Below are 17097 nucleotides of genomic sequence, written 5' to 3' on the forward strand. Positions count from 1 at the left end.
GCTGTCACCGTCTCAGCAGGACGTAGACAGCCCCCGTTCCTCCGTCTTGTGGACGTGCGGTGGCGAACGCCAGCACCAGTCCGCCAATACGTTTCTGTGACAGCCACGACTTCATCAGCTCCTTCAAGACGGGCATCTGGTCCTTGGAGTGCAAACCGCGTCCGTGGACGATGAGCACGCACCGGTGGCGGGCGCGGCGGCTGTCGGAGAGGAAACGCTCCAGTGCCGCCTTCGCCTCGGGCTGCGTCTTGCCGTGCAGGTCCAACTGACCCTGGATGGAGAAGTCTCCGCGGCGCAGGGCGCGCAGCAGGTTGCGGTCCACGCCGGGGCTGGTGCCCTCCAGGAACTCGTCCGCGCCGGAGGAGATGTCGAAGTCTCCCTGGCCGGCGACCAGCTCGGAGAGCTGCGCGAGCGCCTCCGCGTTCTCGTCGATGAGCTCCGGCAGGCGCGGGTTGGACTTGGGCGCCTCGCCCCGATTCGTGATTTGCGCCACGCCGTCCATGGCGGAATAGAAGAGGGCGGCGTCGTCCTCGGCGCTCTCTCGGGTCGGCTTCGCCTTGGCGCGCACGGGGGCGGCCGCGGGCTTGCGCTTCTCCGCCTCGGAGGCGGCGCGGGCCTGGGCCTCCTTCTTCTCCTGGTCCTGGATGGACTTGATGGCGCCCTTGAAGGGGTTGTTGTGGAACGCCTCGTCCTTCTTCTTCGGAGGGGATTTTTTCTGCGAGCTCATGGCGGGAGAAGACCTCGTCGTGGGCGATGGCGGGATGTAACCGGGGGCTACATCCCGCGCAGGCGCCGGATTTCCTCGTAGGCGTCGCGGACTTCCTGGAAGTGGCGGGCGACCTCTTCGGCGTCCTCGCCCTTCAGGTGGGCATGTTTGTCCGGGTGGAGCTCCGCGGCGAGCCGCCGGAAGGCGCTCTTTACCTCGGAGTCCGTGGCGTCGGGCGTCAGCCCGAGCACCTCGTAGTGGGCCGAGCTGTCACCCAGGTGCAGCGCGGCGATGGCGTGCTGCTCCTCGGCGGAGAGCTTCAGGCCGTCGCCCACCCGGCTGAGCACCTCGCGCTCGGAGCGCTGCAGGGAGCCGTCCACGAGCGACAGCTCGAAGAGCGCGTCCAGGAGCCGGCGCCGCTCGCTGGAAGGGAGCGCCTCCTGGCAGGCCGCCACGGCGTCATCGAGGTCGGGCGGGACGGAGATGAAGTCCTTGAGGCGCCCTCGGACGAACTCGAGCGAGTCCGGGCCGTACTTGAGGACCTCCTCGAAGTAGCGGCGAATCTCCCGGACCTCCTCGCGGCGGACTTCACCGTCGGCGCGAGCGACCTCCACGAAGAGGGCACAGAGGCTGCGCGTGAGGTGCGCGTCGGCCTCCTCCTGCACGGACGCGGCGTCGCGGGGCCCGCCCCGTCCCGCGAACGCGGAGGGCACGACGGGGGGGAAGTCGGCGAGGGCGTCGGGGGACTCGGCGGGCAGGGCGTTCATCTCGTCGAACCGGTGTCCGACGAAGCCACCCACTGCCCCAAGCAGGACAATGGCCCACGGACTGCCGATGAGCAGCCCGACACAGAGACCTATCATCACCCCGAGCACTTTTCCTGAGCCCATGGCCGCGGTTTCCCTCCCTACCGGGAAGGGAGTCTCTCATAGAGTGGGCCGCGCTATGGCCCAGTTGATCGACGGCAAGGCAGTGGCGGCGCGGGTGCGAGCCGAGGTGAAGGCGGAGGTGGATCGGCTCAAGGTGGAGCGGGGCCTCGTCCCCGGACTCGCCGTGGTGCGGGTGGGGGAAGACCCCGCGTCCAAGACGTATGTCACCGGAAAGAAGAAGGCCGCCGAGGAAGTGGGCTTCCACTCCTGGGAGCACCACCGGGATTCCACGGTGTCGCAGGACGAGCTCCTGGCGCTGGTGCACCGGCTCAACGAGGACCCCGCGGTGCACGGCATCCTGGTGCAGCTGCCCCTGCCCCGGCACATCGACGCGGACGTCATCATCTCCGCGGTGCGGCCGGAGAAGGACGCGGACGGCTTCCACCCGATGAACGCGGGCAGCCTGCTGCTGGGCCGCGCGGCGACCCGGCCCTGCACGCCCCTGGGCGTCATGCGGCTGTTGGAGGAGATTGGCTGCGAGCCGTCCGGCAAGCGGGCCGTCGTCGTGGGCCGCAGCAACATCGTGGGCAAGCCGATGGCGCTGATGCTCCTGCAGCGCAACGCCACCGTCACACTCTGCCACAGCAAGAGCGACCTGCCGAGCGAGGTGTCGCGGGCGGATATCCTCGTCGTGGCGGTGGGCGTGCGGGAGCTGGTGAAGGGCGCGTGGATAAAGCCTGGCGCGGTGGTCATCGACGTGGGGATGAACCGCAAGGAGGAGGACAACAAGCTGGTGGGTGACGTGGAGTTCGCCGCCGCCTCCGAGCGCGCGTCCTTCATCACCCCCGTGCCCGGCGGCGTCGGGCCCATGACCATCGCCATGCTCATCCGCAACACGCTTGAGGCGGCCATCCGGAGTCTTGTCCCTTCCTCCCATTGACAGTCTTTGGGGAGATGGCGTGTGTGTTTCACGACGCTCCTGGAATTGGCCACACTGGGGAGCCGGGTCTTCGCTAGTAAAGGCAGACGCTCTCCGGCGAGTCCTCCGCCGGGCCTGATTGCCCGGTTGTCTCGCGTCGCACGTTGTTCGTCGGTGGGCGCTGGCCAGGGGGAACGGGCCGGACACGAGCCGTGCGGGTGGCGGGTCTGCCCGCAGAGGCGCTGAGGGCCCACGCGAGCAGGCGTGGGCGAGGAGTGAGTGATATGAGAGGGATTCAGACAGGGTTGGCGCTCGTCTGCGCCTGGTGGATGGGAGGGGAGGGCGTCGTCTGGGCACAGCAGGCGCGGCGCACGCTTCATCCGGTGGTCTTCGCGCATGGCCTGTCCGGCTATGACGACCTGCTGGGCTTTGATTACTTCGGGGACGAGCTGGGCAACTTCGTGGGGGATGCGTGTGACGAATTGCTGGAGTTGAGCTGCAACCCCTACCTGGACTCGGGACAGCGGGCGTTCGGCGCGCAGGTGCAGGCCTTCCAGTCCTCGGAGGTGCGTGGGCTGGACCTGGCGTCCGATATCGAGGGCGTGCTGGCGACCACGGGCGCGACGCGGGTGAACATCGTCGGCCACTCTCAGGGCGGCATCGACGCGCGCAAGGCCGCAAAGGTGCTCTTCGAGCGGCAGGGCCGCGCCGTGGTGGACGTCATCGTGAGTGTGTCCTCGCCGCACCGGGGCTCGCCGGTGGCGAAGTATGTGTTGGACCTGGGGCCCGGGGTGACGTCCGTGGCCTCCGCGCTGGCGAACATTTTCGGCGACATCATCTACAAGCCGGGCAACGACGGCATCGCCGCCGTCAAGCAGCTCATCTACAACGACGCGGACGCCGCGGACGGCATCGTCACGGGCATGAAGGCCTTCAACGCGGCCAACCCCATGGACTCGCGTTATGCCTCCCACTATGCGTCGCTGCTCACCGCGCAGGCCGGGCTGGAGGTCAATCCCGCGTTCTTCCTGGTGCGCCTGGCGTTCTATGACATCGACGGGGACGGGTTCTGCGTCGACGACTGTGACAACGACGGCGCGGCGGGGCAGGGCGACGGCGTGCGCAACGAGCGCGATGACGACGGCGTGGTTGGCATCAACTCCCAGCAGATGGGACCTCGGCTGCGCTACACGGACGCGCCGCTCGGGCTGGACACCATCACCGTGGACGGCTCGCTGGGGCCCGTCACGGACCTCAACGCGCCCGGCAGCGCGCAGATGACGTCGCTGTCCAGCGTCCTGGACCAGGACCACCTGGACGTCGTCGGCTTCGGCCCGGACCTGTTCGACGAGCTGGGGTTCTACGCCGCCATCATCCACTACATCAGCCAGCACGAGTGACGCGGACGGCGTGACTCATTCCCAGGCCAGGGCGTAGTCGCAGTCCAGCAGCCGTGGCTCATGACCCTCGACGCGCACGTCCCTGGCGCCGAGGGTCTGCAATACGGCGAGCAATACCCCCTGGTGATACGGAGGAGGCATGAAGTCGCGCCGCATGTGGAGACAGCCCTTGCGCTCGCTCTCCCACGACACGTGCCGCTCACCGTAGCTGACGGACGCGGAGTATCCCCACGGCAGGTGTTCGACGAGCCGGCGGGGTGAGCCATTGGCCGCGGTCAGCAGCGTCCTTCCCAGCGCCGACGCGAGGAAGTCCCGCGTGGCCTGCTCTCCCATCGTCTCCAGGGCCCTGTCGAAGCCGCCGAGCCTGGGCGCGAGCAGCCCGGCGGCGCAGTACGACAACCGGAGGAAGTCATTGATGGGGTAGAGGAAGAAGGGGACGAAGCGGCGCTCCTTGGAGGTGGTGAGGCACCGGGCCCGGGCCGCCTCTCCGGCCACGCGGCGCACCACGTCCAGGACGCCCAGGAAGAACATGCCTCGCGCCTTGTCGCGCGACGTGGTCAACGCCAGTCTTCTCGCGAGCTCCGTGAGGGGGTCGACCCCGCCGCGCTCCTCGCCCATCTCCAGACCCTCGTCCCTGTGCGTGCTCGCGTCCATGTCATGGTCGTACGCCGCTTGTCTGGGAAACCCACGCCCTCCTCGGGAGGAGTTGAGCGACACTTCACATCCGCCGCCCCTGATGACGGCACGGCGGCGTTTCCTACGCCCAGGACATGACGTATTCGCAGTCCAGCAGGCTCAGGGGCCGTCCGCGGACCCTGGCGACGCGCGTCCCCACGGCCTGCAACACCGCCAGCAATACCCCCTCATGGTAGGTGTGCGGCATGAAGTCCCTGAACACGTTGAAGCAGCCCTCGTGCGCGCCCGTCCAGGTGACATGCCGTTCGCCATAGGTGACGGCGGTGCGATAGCCAGACGGAAGATTGTTGATGAGTCGACGCGGATCTCCCGCGGCGAGCATCAGGAAGCTGCGGCCCACCACCGAGTCGAGGAAGTCATGGGTCGCCTGGGCGCCGATGATGCGCATCGCCGTCTCGAAGCCGCCGAGTCTGGGCGCGAGGACTTCCGCCGCCGCGAAAGACATCCGGAGGAAGGCGCTGACCGGGTAGAGGAAGAAGGGGACGAAGCGCCGCTCCCCAGAGGCCGCCAGACAGCGGGCCGCCGCCGTCTCTCCTGATTCGCGGCGCACCACGTCCAGCACGCCCAGGAAGAACATGCCCCGGGCCCTGTCTTCGCTCGCCGTCAGTCCCAGTCGCCGTTCCAGCTCGCACCCAGGGTCGATGACTTCTCTTTCCCTGCTCCGGAACGCAATCACTGTCATGGGCTCCCCCCCGACATGGAAGTTGAGTCAGGAGGCGCGCGGCCCCCGGACTTGCTCCTGAAAGTGAGGCAATCCGAGTACTCTGAAAAGCCCGGCCGGGTGCGACGCGGGTCGGTGTGTGCTGTCTCAGTGGGGACAGTTGCAGGCACCTTCCAGACGAGGGGCCGGGACAAGAGGCTCATCCCCACCGCGCCGGGAGGTGATGGCCAAGTCACAGCGCGGACCGCCAGGCATGCGGGATGTGGCGGCTTCTGGTCGTTGCGTCCCACTCATGGAATGAACGCACGGTGTGTTCACACGTCGCAGGCAGAGCCCCCTGCGGGCCACGGCGCGATGTGCCGTGGGATGACGCGGGAGGGCGAGCTCGTTGTCTGTCGTCGACGACATGACGCGTCGGGCCCCCACGTGTTCTTCCACGCGGAGGCCCGACCCGTGCTCGTGTCTGACGACGCGCCCGGCGGACCGGGGACGTCCGAGGACTCAGCGGCTCAGCACCTGGACCTCGATGCGGCGGTTCATGTCGCGACCCTCCGTGGTGGTGTTGGGCGCCAGGGGCTGCGCGGCACCCACGGCGGCGACGTCCACGCGATTGGCGGAGATGCCATCATCGACGAGCGCGGAGCGCACCGCCTCCGCCCGACGCTTCGCCAGCTGGCTGTTGACGGTCGCATCACCCGTGGCATCCGTGTGGCCGGTGATGCGCACGCGTGAGTTGGGCTTCTCACGCAGCACCGAGGCCAGCTGCCCCACGCTCGCGTCGCTCTGCGGCGTCAGCGTCGCGGAGCCTTCCTCGAAGGCCACGCCCGCAAGGATGAAGCTGCGCGCGCCGCTGTCGATGGCCTGCCGCATGCCCTGCGCATCCCGGGCCACCGGCGGCGTGGTGCCCGCCGTGCCGCCGCCACCCACGCCGGTGTCCGTCGGGCGCTGCTGTGGCTGCGGCTGCGCCTGGGGCCGCGCGGGCTCCGTGACGGCCGCCTGCTCGCGCCGGGGTTCACTGCGGCGTCCGCGCGTGAGGAACCAGCCCGCCAGCAGCGCGAGCAGCGCCACGGGGATGACCCAGGAGAGGTTCTTCTTCTTGGGCTCCGCGTGGTGCACCGGCGCCCGTTCGATGGGCTGCTGCCGCCGCACCGTCTCCACGGTGGGGATGGCGCGCGTCTCGTGGACCTCCTCGACGACGCGAGGCCCCACCGCCGCGGCGGCGCCACCGATGCCCAGGATGCTGCCCAGCCCCGCGGGCAGCGCGGACGACAGCAGCGACTTCTGGCTGCCCAGGAGCTGTCCCAGCCCCGCGGCGCCCATGCGGTTGTCACGCACGTGCTTGCCGATGACGCCCATGATGACGGGAGCCACCAGCGCCATCATCCCGCCCGCGGACTTGCTGTTGCTGAACCCGCTGGAGCGACCGAGCGCACTGGTGATGCTGCCCAGCTTGTCTCCAAACAGGCCACTGAGCATGCCCTGTCCCTTCTCCTCGGTGTCCGCGGAGAGGATGTCTTCCTTGCCCGCGTTGGGCCCCGTGAAGCCGCCTTCGTTGAGCTGGGACATCAGCCGCTGGGCGCCTGCTTCCGTGGAGCCTCGCTCCGCCACGCTCCCGCCCACCGCGGCGATGGCACCGGGCAAGGCCTTGCCCAGGGTGCTGGGGTCCTCGCCCATCGCGGAACCCATCTGCTGCATCACGTTGCCCGTGAAACGCTCACGCACCATGTCGATGAGGTTGAAAGCCATGCGAATGCCTCCTCCGTGGTTCGGCACCAGTTGGCCCGGTGCGGGGAGTCGCTCATCGCCTGCATGGCGCCGGGGGCTCCGGAGCGAACGACTCTTCAGGGGACGAAAGTGCGGACCGCCTTGCTGGGGAACATCACCCTGGCGGCGTGCTCGGGCAGGGGGGCCGTTGCACGCCTGCTCCCGGAAGACCCCTTGCCGCCTCCGCGCCGTGCCGGCTTGACGGCGGGCGGGCGTGGGCGCCAGCGTCCAGTCCCGGACGCTGGGCGAAGGACTGGAGGGGTTCGTGGTGACGCGCGAGGAGCGAATCGAGGGAGGGCTGCTGGGGCTGTTGGTGGGAGACGCCCTGGGCGTGCCTTACGAATTCCACCCGTCGGAGAGGATTCCCTCGGCGGACGCGATTGAGTTCGAGCCCCCCGCGGGCTTTGGTCGCTCCCACCCCGACGTTCCCCCTGGGACATGGTCCGACGATGGCGCCCACGCGCTGTGCCTGTTGGCCTCGTTGCTCTATCAGGGGCGGCTGGACCTGGAGGACCTGGGCCGGCGCCTGGTGAACTGGCGGGAATGGGGTTACCTCGCGGTGGATGGCCAGGTCTTCGACGTGGGCATCCAGACGGACCGGGCCCTGTCCATGTTCCGCGCCGGAGTGCCTGGGACGAGCTCCGGACCTTCGGGTCAGCAGGACAACGGCAATGGCTCGCTCATGCGCGTGCTTCCGCTCGCGCTGTGGCATCGCGGGACTGACGCGGAGCTCGCCTCCGATGCCATGCTCCAGTCCCTGGTGACGCATGGCCACCTTCGCTCGCGGGTGTGTTGCGCGCTGTACTGCCTCTGGGCCCGCCGCGCGCTGGAGGGCTCGGACCGTCCCTGGGACGCCGCGTTGGAGGCCTTCCGGTCGCTGCATCCCGAGGGCACCGAGGCCCGCACGGAGCTGGACGATGCCGTCCTTCCGCGCGGCGCCGAGGACACGCCCGGTCGCGGCTCCGGGTATGTGGTGGACTGTCTGCGTTCAGCGCGCGACTGCGTGGCGGCCGGCGGCGGCTACGAGCAGGTGGTCCGCGCCGCGGTGCGACTGGGCAATGACACCGACACCACGGCGGCGGTGGCGGGCGGCGTCGCGGGAGTGATGCTGGGCGCGCGGGCCATTCCGGAGCGGTGGCGTTCGGCGCTGCGGGGGCGCGAGCTGCTGGAGCCGCTCTTGCGCAAGCTGCTGGTGCACGCCGCACGCTGAGCTGAAGGGATACCGCGGGCCTCGCTCCGCCCACCCCCCCGGGGGCGGAGCGAGGCCTTCAATCCAACGCCAGCCGTCGGGGAGTCCACCGGCCCGGGCCAGAGCAGGCTCCGGCCTGCGTGGGCCGCGTCCTCCGCCATCACCACGCCGCGATGATATGTCCAGGGCGGCTTCCTGCAACTCGATTTAAAGCCGGATTGACCGGATGTCGTCGCGTCTGGCTTTGGAATTGTACCCAGGTACAACGCCTGCCATTGGAGCCCGCAGCGTCCCGCCGCCCACGAGGCCGGGACGGGTGTTGGCGACGCCACAACCGGTTAAAGCGGAAATAACTGCATTGCTGGATATGCGCGGCGCGTTAGTATGGGGCGGATCCTGAGGGGCCAGCACGGCCGGGGTGAGCCTGAGGATGTCGAAGAACCAAGAAGCGGATGCGCTCGCGGGACGGGCGTTGGCGAGTCATCTGGGCACGCTGGAGGTCCTGCGTCCCACGCCGCTGGCGGCGGAGCCCGGGCGACAGGATTCCAAGCTGCTGGACGCGGCGCTGGAGTCGCGCGTGCGGTGGCAGTTGTCGGAGTACTTGAGCGCGGTGCGAAGGCGGGCGGATGGGCTGTGCATCTGGCTGATGGGGGGGCAGTGGCTCTTCGCGCTCGCCCTGGCAGTGGTGACGTCCGCGCACCCGTGGGACTGGAGGCTGCGCCCCAGTCCGGAGCCGCTGTGGGTGGCGCTGCTCCTGGGCGGGCCGCTGTGCATCATCCCGGTGACGCTGGCACTGGTGCGGCCGGGCGCGGTGGTGACGCGGCAGGTGATGGCGGTGACGCAGGTGTTGTGGTCCGTGCTGCTCGTGCATCTGTCGGGCGCGCGGCTGGAGACACACTTCCACGTCTTCGGCTCGCTGGCGCTCCTGAGCTTCTATCGGGACCCGAGGGTGCTGCTGACCGCGGGCGTGACGGCGGTGGTGGCCCACGTGCTGCGAGGGATTGGCTGGCCGGAGCCGGGGGCGACGTTCTCCGGCGCGCCGGGGTGGAGCGTGCTGGAGTTGGCGTTCTGGGTGGGGCTGGTGGACGGGGTGCTGGTGCTCGCGTGTCGGGGCGTGGCGCGGGAGATGCGGCGCGTCGCGGAGCGGCAGGTGTTGCTGGAGCGCGCGTATGAGCGCGAGAAGCAGGAGCGCGAGCGGGTGACGGAGCGCAGTGGCCGGGAGCTGGAGGACTCGCGTGAGCGGATGGCTCGCCTGGAGAAGCTCGCGGCGGTGGGGCAGTTGACGGCGACGGTGAGCCACGAGCTGCGCAATCCGCTGGCGGCCGCCCGCACGGCGAACGCGGCGGTGGCGCGGAGGCTGCGCAACGTGGAGGGGGCGCTGGAGGACCCCCGGCTGCAGCGCTTCCTCGCCATCGTCGACCGGGAGCTGGGCGTCTGCGCCAGCCTCACGTCGGAGATGCTGGAGTTCGTGCGGGAGCGTCCGCTGGTGCTCCAGCCGTGCTCGTTGCACGGGCTGATGGAAGAGGTCATCGACGTGGTGCCCTCCCGCGAGGGCGTGGCGGTGATGAACCGCGTGCCCACGGCGCTCGAGCCCCCCTGGGTGGACCGGGAGATGCTGCGCAAGGTCCTCATCAACCTGGTGCAGAACGCGGTGGAGGCGATGCCCCTGGGCCGCCAGGGAGTCGTGGAGGTCTCCGCGGAGCTGGGCGTCGGACGGGCCTTCCACATCCGGGTCTCCGACAACGGCGGAGGGATTCCGGCGGGTGTGCTGGACCACATCTTCGACCCGCTCTTCACCACCAAGGAGCACGGCACCGGCCTGGGGCTGACGGTGGTGTCCAGCACGGTGCGGCAGCACGGTGGGACGTTGCGGGTGGAGAGCCGCGAGGGGGAGGGCAGTGTCTTCACCATCTGCCTGCCCCGAGCGCGCTCAGTGACTGGGGTCGCCTGCTCGTCGTGAGGCGCGAAGGCCCGCGCCTCAGAACAGGCGCGTAAGGCGGAGGGTGCTCGGGCCCGACAGCGCCGTCAGGCCGGAGGGATACAGGCACGGCGTGAGGTCCAGGGGACTCATGGCCTGGGTCATCATCACGGCGTCTCCCTGGAAGCGGCCTCCCGTCACCAGCCCGACGGAGACGAAGACGCGGGCGCCGTTGATGACATCCACTCCGGCGCCCTTGAGGGCGAAGGTCGAGACGGAGCCGTCATCCCAGGTGACGGTCGTCTCGCTGGGGCCCAGGTTGCCGCCGCAGCTGGTGGACAGCTCCGTCGTGGCCACGAGCACGCCCGAGGTGACGAGCGTGTCGTTCGAGGTGCACGTGTCGTAGCTCGTGTAGTTCGTGGCGGTGACGCGTCGGTTGGACAGCCGGAGTCCGGGCTCCCAGGTCTGATAGGCGCCGCCGGAGCACGTCAGGTCCGTCGTGCCCACCTGCGCCGACGCGGGCGTGGCTTGGAGGAGGAGTGCGCCGAGCAGCGCGGGCAGGGCGGACAGGAGGACTCTCGACGTCATGAAGGGCTCCGTGGGCGGCTGGGATGTGAGTCGCTGGAAGGCTCGGAGCGCCCGAGCCGTCCACCCCGCACCCATGAAAGCCAGTTGCGCGGGGCCGGATGAGTGAGGCCCGTGAAGCGACCTCACCAGTCCGACCGTCAGTCGCACGGCCCTGTCGGGAACCAGCGGCCCACGTCCGCCGCGCGGCGCTTCAGAGCAGCCGGGTGATGACGAGGGTGCTCGTCCCCTCCAGCGACATGAGAACTCCGTGGACGAAGACTCCCAGACGCCTTGGGACTCCAGGGCAGCCACTCGCACACGGACTCGACAGTCTTTGTGCGGAAGGCTGGAATGAATGCCTCCCGACGGGACGAGACACCCGTTGGCTTCTCGTCCAACACGTCTGTCTGAAACATCGCCTCCGACTGCGGGCCCGTCCTGCGGGCCCGTCAGCTTCGGAAGGCCTCGCGCACGCCGTCGCGGCGCAAGGTGAAGAGCATCCAGACGGCCACCGGCACTCCCACGACGCAGCCGGGGGACAGGATGTACAGCGCGGTGATGCCGCCGACCGTGGCCAGGCCGTAGCCCTTGAGGTTGAGCGCGCTCAGCGCGCCCCACGTGGACAGCACGCCGCAGAGGATGCCCACCAGCAGCATCAGCGCCAGCGAGCCCGACAGCTCCAGCGGAGCCCCGCCCGGGCCCGCGAACGGCGACGTCACATTCAACGCGGCGAGCACGAAGCCCAGGATGTTGAAGATGACGTTCAGCACGCCCGTGCACAGCAGGAAGAAGGCCGGGGCGCGGACAATCTCGATGACCTTCGCGCGCGGGTCCTCCGGAGGAAGTTGGATACCAGGACCGCTCATGTACGGGCTCTCAGTGCGCTCACGATCATCCGCGTCGCCGGGGACTTGTTGAGCGTGTAGAAGTGGATGCCGGGCACGCCGCGTGACAGCAGCTCCATGCACTGCACCGTGGCGTGCGCCACGCCCAGCTGCACCACCGCGTCCGGCTGGTCCTTCACCCGCTCCAACTGCAGGCCCAGCCGCATGGGCACCGTCGCTCCGCACATCCGCGTGAAGCGCTGCACCTGCTCGAAGTTGGTGATGGGCATGATGCCGGGGACGATGGGGACGTTGATGCCCGCGCGACGGGCCCGCTCCACGAAGTCGAAGTAGAACGCGTTGTCGAAGAAGAGCTGCGTCACCACGAAGTCCAGCCCCGCATCGACCTTGGCCTTGAGATGACGCAGGTCGTCGTCACGGGAGGCCGTCTCCACGTGGCCCTCCGGATAGCACGCGCCTCCCAGGCAGAAGTTGAAATCCTCTTCTCGGATGAATCGCACCAGCTCCGTGGCGTAGGTGAAGCCGCCCTCGGCGGTGACGAAGGACTTTTGTCCCTGCGGCGGATCTCCACGGAGGATGAGGACGTTGTCCATCTTCGCGTCCGCCAGGCGCTGGAGCAGCTCCCGCAGCTCCTGCTGCGTGTGGCCCACACACGTCAGGTGGGCCATGGCCTCGATTCCCGTCTCCGCCTTGATGCGCGTGACGAGCTCCAGCGTCCTGTCCCGTGTGCTGCCGCCGGCCCCGTACGTCACGGAGACGAACCCGGGCTCCAGCGGCGCGAGGTCCTCCAGCGTCTTGAGCAGGTTGGCGACCCCTTCATCGGTCTTCGGGGGGAAGAACTCGAAGGAGAAGCAGGGGTTTGACGGATTCAATCGATTACGAATCTTCATGTTGGTCCCAGTGTAGACGGTCCCCGTCGGCCTTGATCGGCGAAGGTGCGCGGCTATAGTCCGCGCCGTTTTCACTCCCCCTTCATCAGGAGAAGCCGATGGCCCGGCGTACGCCGCTCAACGACGCCCACCGCGCGCTGGGCGCTCGGATGGTCGACTTCGCGGGTTGGGACATGCCCGTTCAGTACACCTCCGTCATCGCCGAGCACGAGGCGGTGCGCAACCACGTTGGACTCTTCGACGTGTCGCACATGGGCGAGGTGGAGTTCGCGGGTCCCGGCGCGCTGGAGACGGTCAACGCCCTCATCTCCAATGACCTCGCTCGCATCGCGGACGGGCAGGCCGTCTATGCGGGCTTGCTCAACGAGCAGGGAGGCTTCGTCGACGACGTCGTCGCCTACCGCTTCAGCCCCGAGCGCATCCTCATCTGCGTCAACGCGAGCAACCGCGACAAGGACTTCGCGTGGATGAAGGAGCATGCGCGCGGTGTCACGCCCGTGGACCGGGGTGAGGACTACGCGCAGATCGCCGTGCAGGGCCCCAAGGCCGCCGGCCTGGTGCAGCGGCTGACGAAGACGGACACGTCCAAGGTGGGCACCTACCGCTTCGCGGAGGGCGAGGTGGCGGGCGTGCGCGCCATCATCTCGCGCACCGGCTACACGGGTGAGGATGGCTTCGAGCTGTACTGCGCCCCGGGTGACGCGGTGGCGCTCTGGAACGCGCTGCTCACCGAGGGCGAGCAGGACGGCGTGAAGCCGTGCGGCCTGGCGTCGCGCGACAGCCTGCGCACGGAGATGAAGTACGCGCTCTACGGCAATGACATCGACGACTCGCACACCGCGCTGGAGGCGGGGCTGGGGTGGATCGTCAAGCTGGACAAGGCGGGCTTCATCGGCAAGGACGCGCTGGTGGCGCAGAAGGCCGCGGGCGTGAAGCGCAAGCTGGTGGGCTTCGAGCTGACCGGCGCGGGCATCCCCCGTCACGGCTATCCCATCCACAAGGACGGCAAGCCGGTGGGCGAGGTGACGAGCGGCACCATGGGCCCGACGGTGAAGAAGCCCATCGGTATCGGCTACGTGCCCGCGGAGCTGGCCGCGGAGGGCTCCACCTTCGACGTCGAGATTCGCGGTCGCGCCGTTCCCGCCGTGGTGGTGAAGACGCCGTTCCACAAGAAGCCCTGAGTTCCTTCTAGCCCTGTCGAGGAGCACCCCATGTCCGATCCGAACATCCCCGAAAACCTCAAGTACACCAACGAGCACGAGTGGGCCCGCGTCGAGGGCAACAAGGTGACGGTGGGCATCACCCACCACGCCCAGAACACGCTCGGCGACGTCGTCTACGTGGAGCTGCCCAAGGTGGGCACGACGATCGAAAAGGACGAGCCGTTCGGCACCGTCGAGTCCGTGAAGGCCGTCTCCGAGCTCTTCTCGCCCGTTTCCGGGAAGATCACGAAGGTGAACGCTGCACTCTCCGACGCCCCCGAGACGCTGAACACCGACCCCTATGGCGACGGGTGGATTGTCGAAATCGAGCTCTCGGACACCAAGCAGTTGAGCGAGCTCCTGGATGCCGCCGCCTACGGCAACCTGCTCAAAGAAGCCTGAGAGTGAAGCGCCGCAGGGCCGTTGTTAGTGACGGTCCTCGAATTTTCCGACTCCGCCGTCGTGAGTCGCACGCGAGCCACCACCGCCATGTCCCTGAACTGGAAGTACCAGGAGTCGTTCGCCGGCCGGCACATCGGTCCGGATGAGCAGGAGCTGAAGCAGATGTTGTCCGCGCTGGGCGTGGACTCGCTCGATGCTTTCATCGACCAGACCGTGCCTCCGGCCATCCGCTCCAAGGAGCCGCTGCGGCTGGGGCCGGCGCGTGGGGAGCATGACCTGCTCGCTCAGCTGGAGGCCATCGCCGCGAAGAACCAGGTGTTCCGGTCCTTCATCGGCATGGGCTACCACGACACGCACACGCCCAACGTCATCCTCCGCAACATCTTCCAGAACCCGGGCTGGTACACGCAGTACACGCCCTATCAGGCGGAGATTGCCCAGGGCCGGCTGGAGGCGCTGCTCAACTTCCAGACGCTGGTGATGGACCTGACGGGCCTGGAGGTCGCCAACGCGTCCCTGCTCGACGAGGGCACGGCCGCCGCCGAGGCGATGGCGCTGGCGCTGCACGTGAAGGGCGACGACGCCAATGCCGCCTTCTTCGTCTCCGAGGGCTGCCACCCGCAGACGGTGGATGTGGTGCGCACGCGCGCCGAGCCGCTGGGCGTGGAGGTCGTCGTGGGTGACCACCGCACGGTGGACCTGGGCGCGAAGAAGTACGTGGGCGCGCTGGTGCAGTACCCGGCCACGGATGGGGCGGTGCTGGACTACCGCGCGTTCGGCGAGAAGGTTCATGCGGCGGGGGGCCTGTTCATCGTCGCCGCGGACCTCTTGAGCCTCACGCTGCTGACGCCTCCGGGCGAGTTCGGCGCGGACGTGGCGGTGGGCAGCGCGCAGCGCTTCGGCGTGCCCATGGGGTACGGCGGTCCGCACGCGGGCTACTTCGCGACGAAGAACGCGTACACCCGCGTGATGCCGGGCCGCCTCATCGGCGTCTCCGAGGACGCGCAGGGCCGGCGCGCGCTGCGCATGGCGCTGCAGACGCGCGAGCAGCACATCCGCCGCGAGAAGGCGACGAGCAACATCTGCACCGCGCAGGTGCTGCTGGCCGTCATCGCCAGCATGTACGCCGTCTACCATGGCCCCCAGGGCCTGAAGGCCATCGCCGAGCGCGTGCACGGGCTCACCGTGTTGCTGGCGCGGGGGCTGGCGAAGCTGGGCCTGAAGGTCCGGCACGAGCAGTACTTCGACACGCTGCGCGTGGAGCTGACGACGCCGCAGGTGCGCGCGGTGCTCGGGGCGGCGGAGTCGGCGCGGATGAACTTCCGCCGCATCGACGAGAAGACGCTGGGTGTGTCGCTGGACGAGACGTCCCGCGTGTCCGACGTGGAGGCCATCCTCACCGCGTTCGCCACGGGCGCGGGCAAGGCGGCGGCGCCGTCGTTGGAGGACGTGGGCGCCAACGTGGAGACGCCGGTGGTGCCGGAGCTGCGCCGCACGAGCGCGTTCCTCACGCACGCCGTCTTCAACAGCTACCACTCCGAGACGGAGATGCTGCGCTACATCCGGCGGCTCGAGGCGAAGGACCTGTCGCTGACGCACTCGATGATTCCGCTCGGCAGCTGCACGATGAAGCTCAACGCCACCGCGGAGATGATTCCGGTGACGTGGCCGCAGTTCGGCCGGCTGCATCCCTTCGCGCCCACCTCGCAGGCGGCCGGCTACAAGGTCATCTTCGAGCAGCTCGAGCAGATGCTCTCGCAAATCACGGGCTTCGCGGGCTGCTCGCTGCAGCCGAACGCCGGCAGCCAGGGCGAGTACGCGGGCCTGCTCGTCATCCGCGCGTACCACCAGGGGCGAGGGCAGGGGCACCGCGACGTGTGCCTCATCCCGTCCTCCGCGCACGGCACCAACCCGGCCTCCGCCGTCATGGCGGGCTACAAGGTCGTCGTCACCAAGTGCGATGAGAACGGCAACATCGACCTGACCGACTTGCGCGCCCGCGCGGAGGAGCACAAGGACAAGCTCGCCGCGCTGATGGTGACGTACCCGTCCACGCACGGCGTGTTCGAGGAGGAGATCAAGGAGATCTGCTCCATCATCCACGAGCGTGGTGGGCAGGTGTACATGGATGGCGCGAACCTGAACGCGCAGGTGGGCCTCACGGCGCCCGGGCTGGTCGGCGCGGATGTCTGCCACATCAACCTGCACAAGACGTTCTGCATCCCGCACGGCGGTGGTGGCCCGGGCATGGGTCCCATCTGCGTGGCGAGCCACCTGGTGAAGTACCTGCCGGGACACCCGGTCATCCAGACGGGCGGGGCGGACGCCATCGGCGCCATCTCCGCGGCCCCGTGGGGCAGCGCGAGCATCCTGCTCATCTCCTGGATGTACATCGCGATGATGGGCGGCGAGGGCCTGACGAAGGCGACGAAGCTGGCCATCCTCAACGCCAACTACATCGCCGAGCGGCTCCAGCCCCACTACCCGGTGTTGTACCGGGGCAAGCGGGGCAGGGTGGCGCACGAGTGCATCGTCGACCTGCGCCCGCTGAAGAAGACGTCGGGTGTCGAGGTCGAGGACGTGGCCAAGCGGCTGATGGACTACGGGTTCCATGCGCCGACGGTGTCGTTCCCCGTCGCGGGCACGCTGATGATCGAGCCGACGGAGAGCGAGTCCCGCGCGGAGCTGGACCGTTTCTGCGACGCGATGATCGCGATTCGTCAGGAGATTCGTGAGGTCGAGGAGGGGCGCATGCCGAAGGACAACAACGTCCTGAAGAACGCGCCCCACACGGTCCGCACGATTACGAATCCGGAGTGGAACCGCCCGTACTCGCGAGAGCTGGCTGTGTTCCCGGCGCCGTGGGTGCGCGACAACAAGTTCTGGCCGTCCGTGGGCCGCCTGAACAACGTGCTCGGGGACCGCAAGCTCGTGTGCTCGTGCCCGCCCATCGAGGACTACATGACGCCGGAGCCGAAGCCCGCCGTCGCCTGACGGGCCGTATAGGCCGGGTGCTTCCTGGGGCCGTCTCCCTTACGTGGGGAGGCGGCCCTTGTCGTTTCGCGGGCC

The 17097-nt window shown here is 68.8% G+C and carries 15 protein-coding genes; 7 read left to right on the plus strand and 8 right to left on the minus strand.

The features are described 5' to 3' along the window. Nucleotides 1–4: 4 nt before the first annotated feature. Together HUA76_RS25890 and HUA76_RS25895 are read right to left on the minus strand one after the other, a co-directional pair. A complete protein-coding gene (locus HUA76_RS25890) occupies nucleotides 5–727 on the minus strand; it encodes a Smr/MutS family protein (protein WP_141648752.1) in 723 nt (240 codons plus the stop codon). Between the two features lie 47 nt (nucleotides 728–774). Next, on the minus strand, nucleotides 775–1596 hold the full coding sequence (locus HUA76_RS25895; RefSeq protein ID WP_141648751.1) for a TerB family tellurite resistance protein: 822 nt from the start codon (nucleotides 1594–1596) through the stop codon (nucleotides 775–777). 55 nt (nucleotides 1597–1651) lie between these two features. Between HUA76_RS25895 and folD the strand changes: the two genes are divergently transcribed. Both folD and HUA76_RS25905 read left to right on the plus strand, forming a co-directional pair. Beyond that, nucleotides 1652–2515, plus strand: a complete 864-nt coding sequence (gene folD / locus HUA76_RS25900) for a bifunctional methylenetetrahydrofolate dehydrogenase/methenyltetrahydrofolate cyclohydrolase FolD (RefSeq protein WP_174462362.1) — start codon at nucleotides 1652–1654, stop codon at nucleotides 2513–2515. A 263-nt stretch (nucleotides 2516–2778) separates the two neighbouring features. After that, on the plus strand, nucleotides 2779–3894 hold the full coding sequence (locus tag HUA76_RS25905; protein ID WP_174462363.1) for a triacylglycerol lipase: 1116 nt from the start codon (nucleotides 2779–2781) through the stop codon (nucleotides 3892–3894). A 15-nt stretch (nucleotides 3895–3909) separates the two neighbouring features. Here the strand turns inward: HUA76_RS25905 and HUA76_RS25910 are convergent, their stop codons facing one another. The 3 genes from HUA76_RS25910 to HUA76_RS25920 all read right to left on the minus strand — a co-directional run bounded on the left by HUA76_RS25910 (nucleotide 3910) and on the right by HUA76_RS25920 (nucleotide 6997). Beyond that, entirely contained in the window at nucleotides 3910–4548 is a 639-nt protein-coding gene (locus tag HUA76_RS25910) for a TIGR02265 family protein (RefSeq protein ID WP_254614474.1), read from the minus strand. A gap of 103 nt (nucleotides 4549–4651) precedes the next feature. Beyond that, a complete protein-coding gene (locus HUA76_RS25915; protein WP_141648747.1) occupies nucleotides 4652–5272 on the minus strand; it encodes a TIGR02265 family protein in 621 nt (206 codons plus the stop codon). Nucleotides 5273–5752: 480 nt separating this feature from the next. After that, nucleotides 5753–6997 carry an OmpA family protein gene (locus tag HUA76_RS25920; RefSeq protein WP_174455234.1) on the minus strand — a complete coding sequence of 415 codons (1245 nt, stop codon included), beginning with the start codon at nucleotides 6995–6997 and terminating at the stop codon, nucleotides 5753–5755. A 283-nt stretch (nucleotides 6998–7280) separates the two neighbouring features. On the opposite strand from HUA76_RS25920, the gene HUA76_RS25925 reads away from it, so the two are divergent. Both HUA76_RS25925 and HUA76_RS25930 read left to right on the plus strand, forming a co-directional pair. Then, complete coding sequence (locus tag HUA76_RS25925; protein WP_174462406.1) at nucleotides 7281–8225, plus strand: ADP-ribosylglycohydrolase family protein; 945 nt, start codon at nucleotides 7281–7283, stop codon at nucleotides 8223–8225. A 409-nt stretch (nucleotides 8226–8634) separates the two neighbouring features. Further along, the gene (locus tag HUA76_RS25930; RefSeq protein ID WP_174462364.1) at nucleotides 8635–10164 is read left to right on the plus strand and encodes a sensor histidine kinase; all 1530 of its coding nucleotides are present in this window, start codon (nucleotides 8635–8637) and stop codon (nucleotides 10162–10164) included. Between the two features lie 18 nt (nucleotides 10165–10182). On the opposite strand, the gene HUA76_RS25935 is transcribed toward HUA76_RS25930, so the two are convergent. From HUA76_RS25935 to metF, 3 genes are all read right to left on the minus strand, one after another. Further along, nucleotides 10183–10710, minus strand: a complete 528-nt coding sequence (locus HUA76_RS25935; protein ID WP_174462365.1) for a hypothetical protein — start codon at nucleotides 10708–10710, stop codon at nucleotides 10183–10185. Nucleotides 10711–11138: 428 nt separating this feature from the next. Continuing rightward, nucleotides 11139–11555: a hypothetical protein gene (locus HUA76_RS25940; RefSeq protein WP_174462366.1), complete on the minus strand. Its 417-nt coding sequence runs from the start codon at nucleotides 11553–11555 to the stop codon at nucleotides 11139–11141. After that, on the minus strand, nucleotides 11552–12424 hold the full coding sequence (gene metF / locus HUA76_RS25945) for a methylenetetrahydrofolate reductase [NAD(P)H] (RefSeq protein WP_174462367.1): 873 nt from the start codon (nucleotides 12422–12424) through the stop codon (nucleotides 11552–11554). Before metF ends, HUA76_RS25940 begins: the two co-directional genes overlap by 4 nt. Before the next feature lie 98 nt (nucleotides 12425–12522). On the opposite strand from metF, the gene gcvT reads away from it, so the two are divergent. The 3 genes from gcvT (at nucleotide 12523) to gcvP (ending at nucleotide 17022) form a co-directional block, all read left to right on the plus strand. After that, nucleotides 12523–13605: a glycine cleavage system aminomethyltransferase GcvT gene (gcvT, locus tag HUA76_RS25950; protein WP_174455237.1), complete on the plus strand. Its 1083-nt coding sequence runs from the start codon at nucleotides 12523–12525 to the stop codon at nucleotides 13603–13605. A 30-nt stretch (nucleotides 13606–13635) separates the two neighbouring features. After that, nucleotides 13636–14028: a glycine cleavage system protein GcvH gene (gene gcvH / locus HUA76_RS25955; RefSeq protein WP_174455238.1), complete on the plus strand. Its 393-nt coding sequence runs from the start codon at nucleotides 13636–13638 to the stop codon at nucleotides 14026–14028. 87 nt (nucleotides 14029–14115) lie between these two features. Next, nucleotides 14116–17022 (plus strand): aminomethyl-transferring glycine dehydrogenase, encoded by a 2907-nt coding sequence (gene gcvP, locus HUA76_RS25960; RefSeq protein ID WP_141642681.1) that lies wholly within the window; start codon nucleotides 14116–14118, stop codon nucleotides 17020–17022. Nucleotides 17023–17097 lie beyond the last annotated feature (75 nt).

This window comes from Myxococcus sp. CA056 (assembly GCF_013336715.1).
GTDB classification, from domain to species: domain Bacteria; phylum Myxococcota; class Myxococcia; order Myxococcales; family Myxococcaceae; genus Myxococcus; species Myxococcus llanfairpwllgwyngyllgogerychwyrndrobwllllantysiliogogogochensis.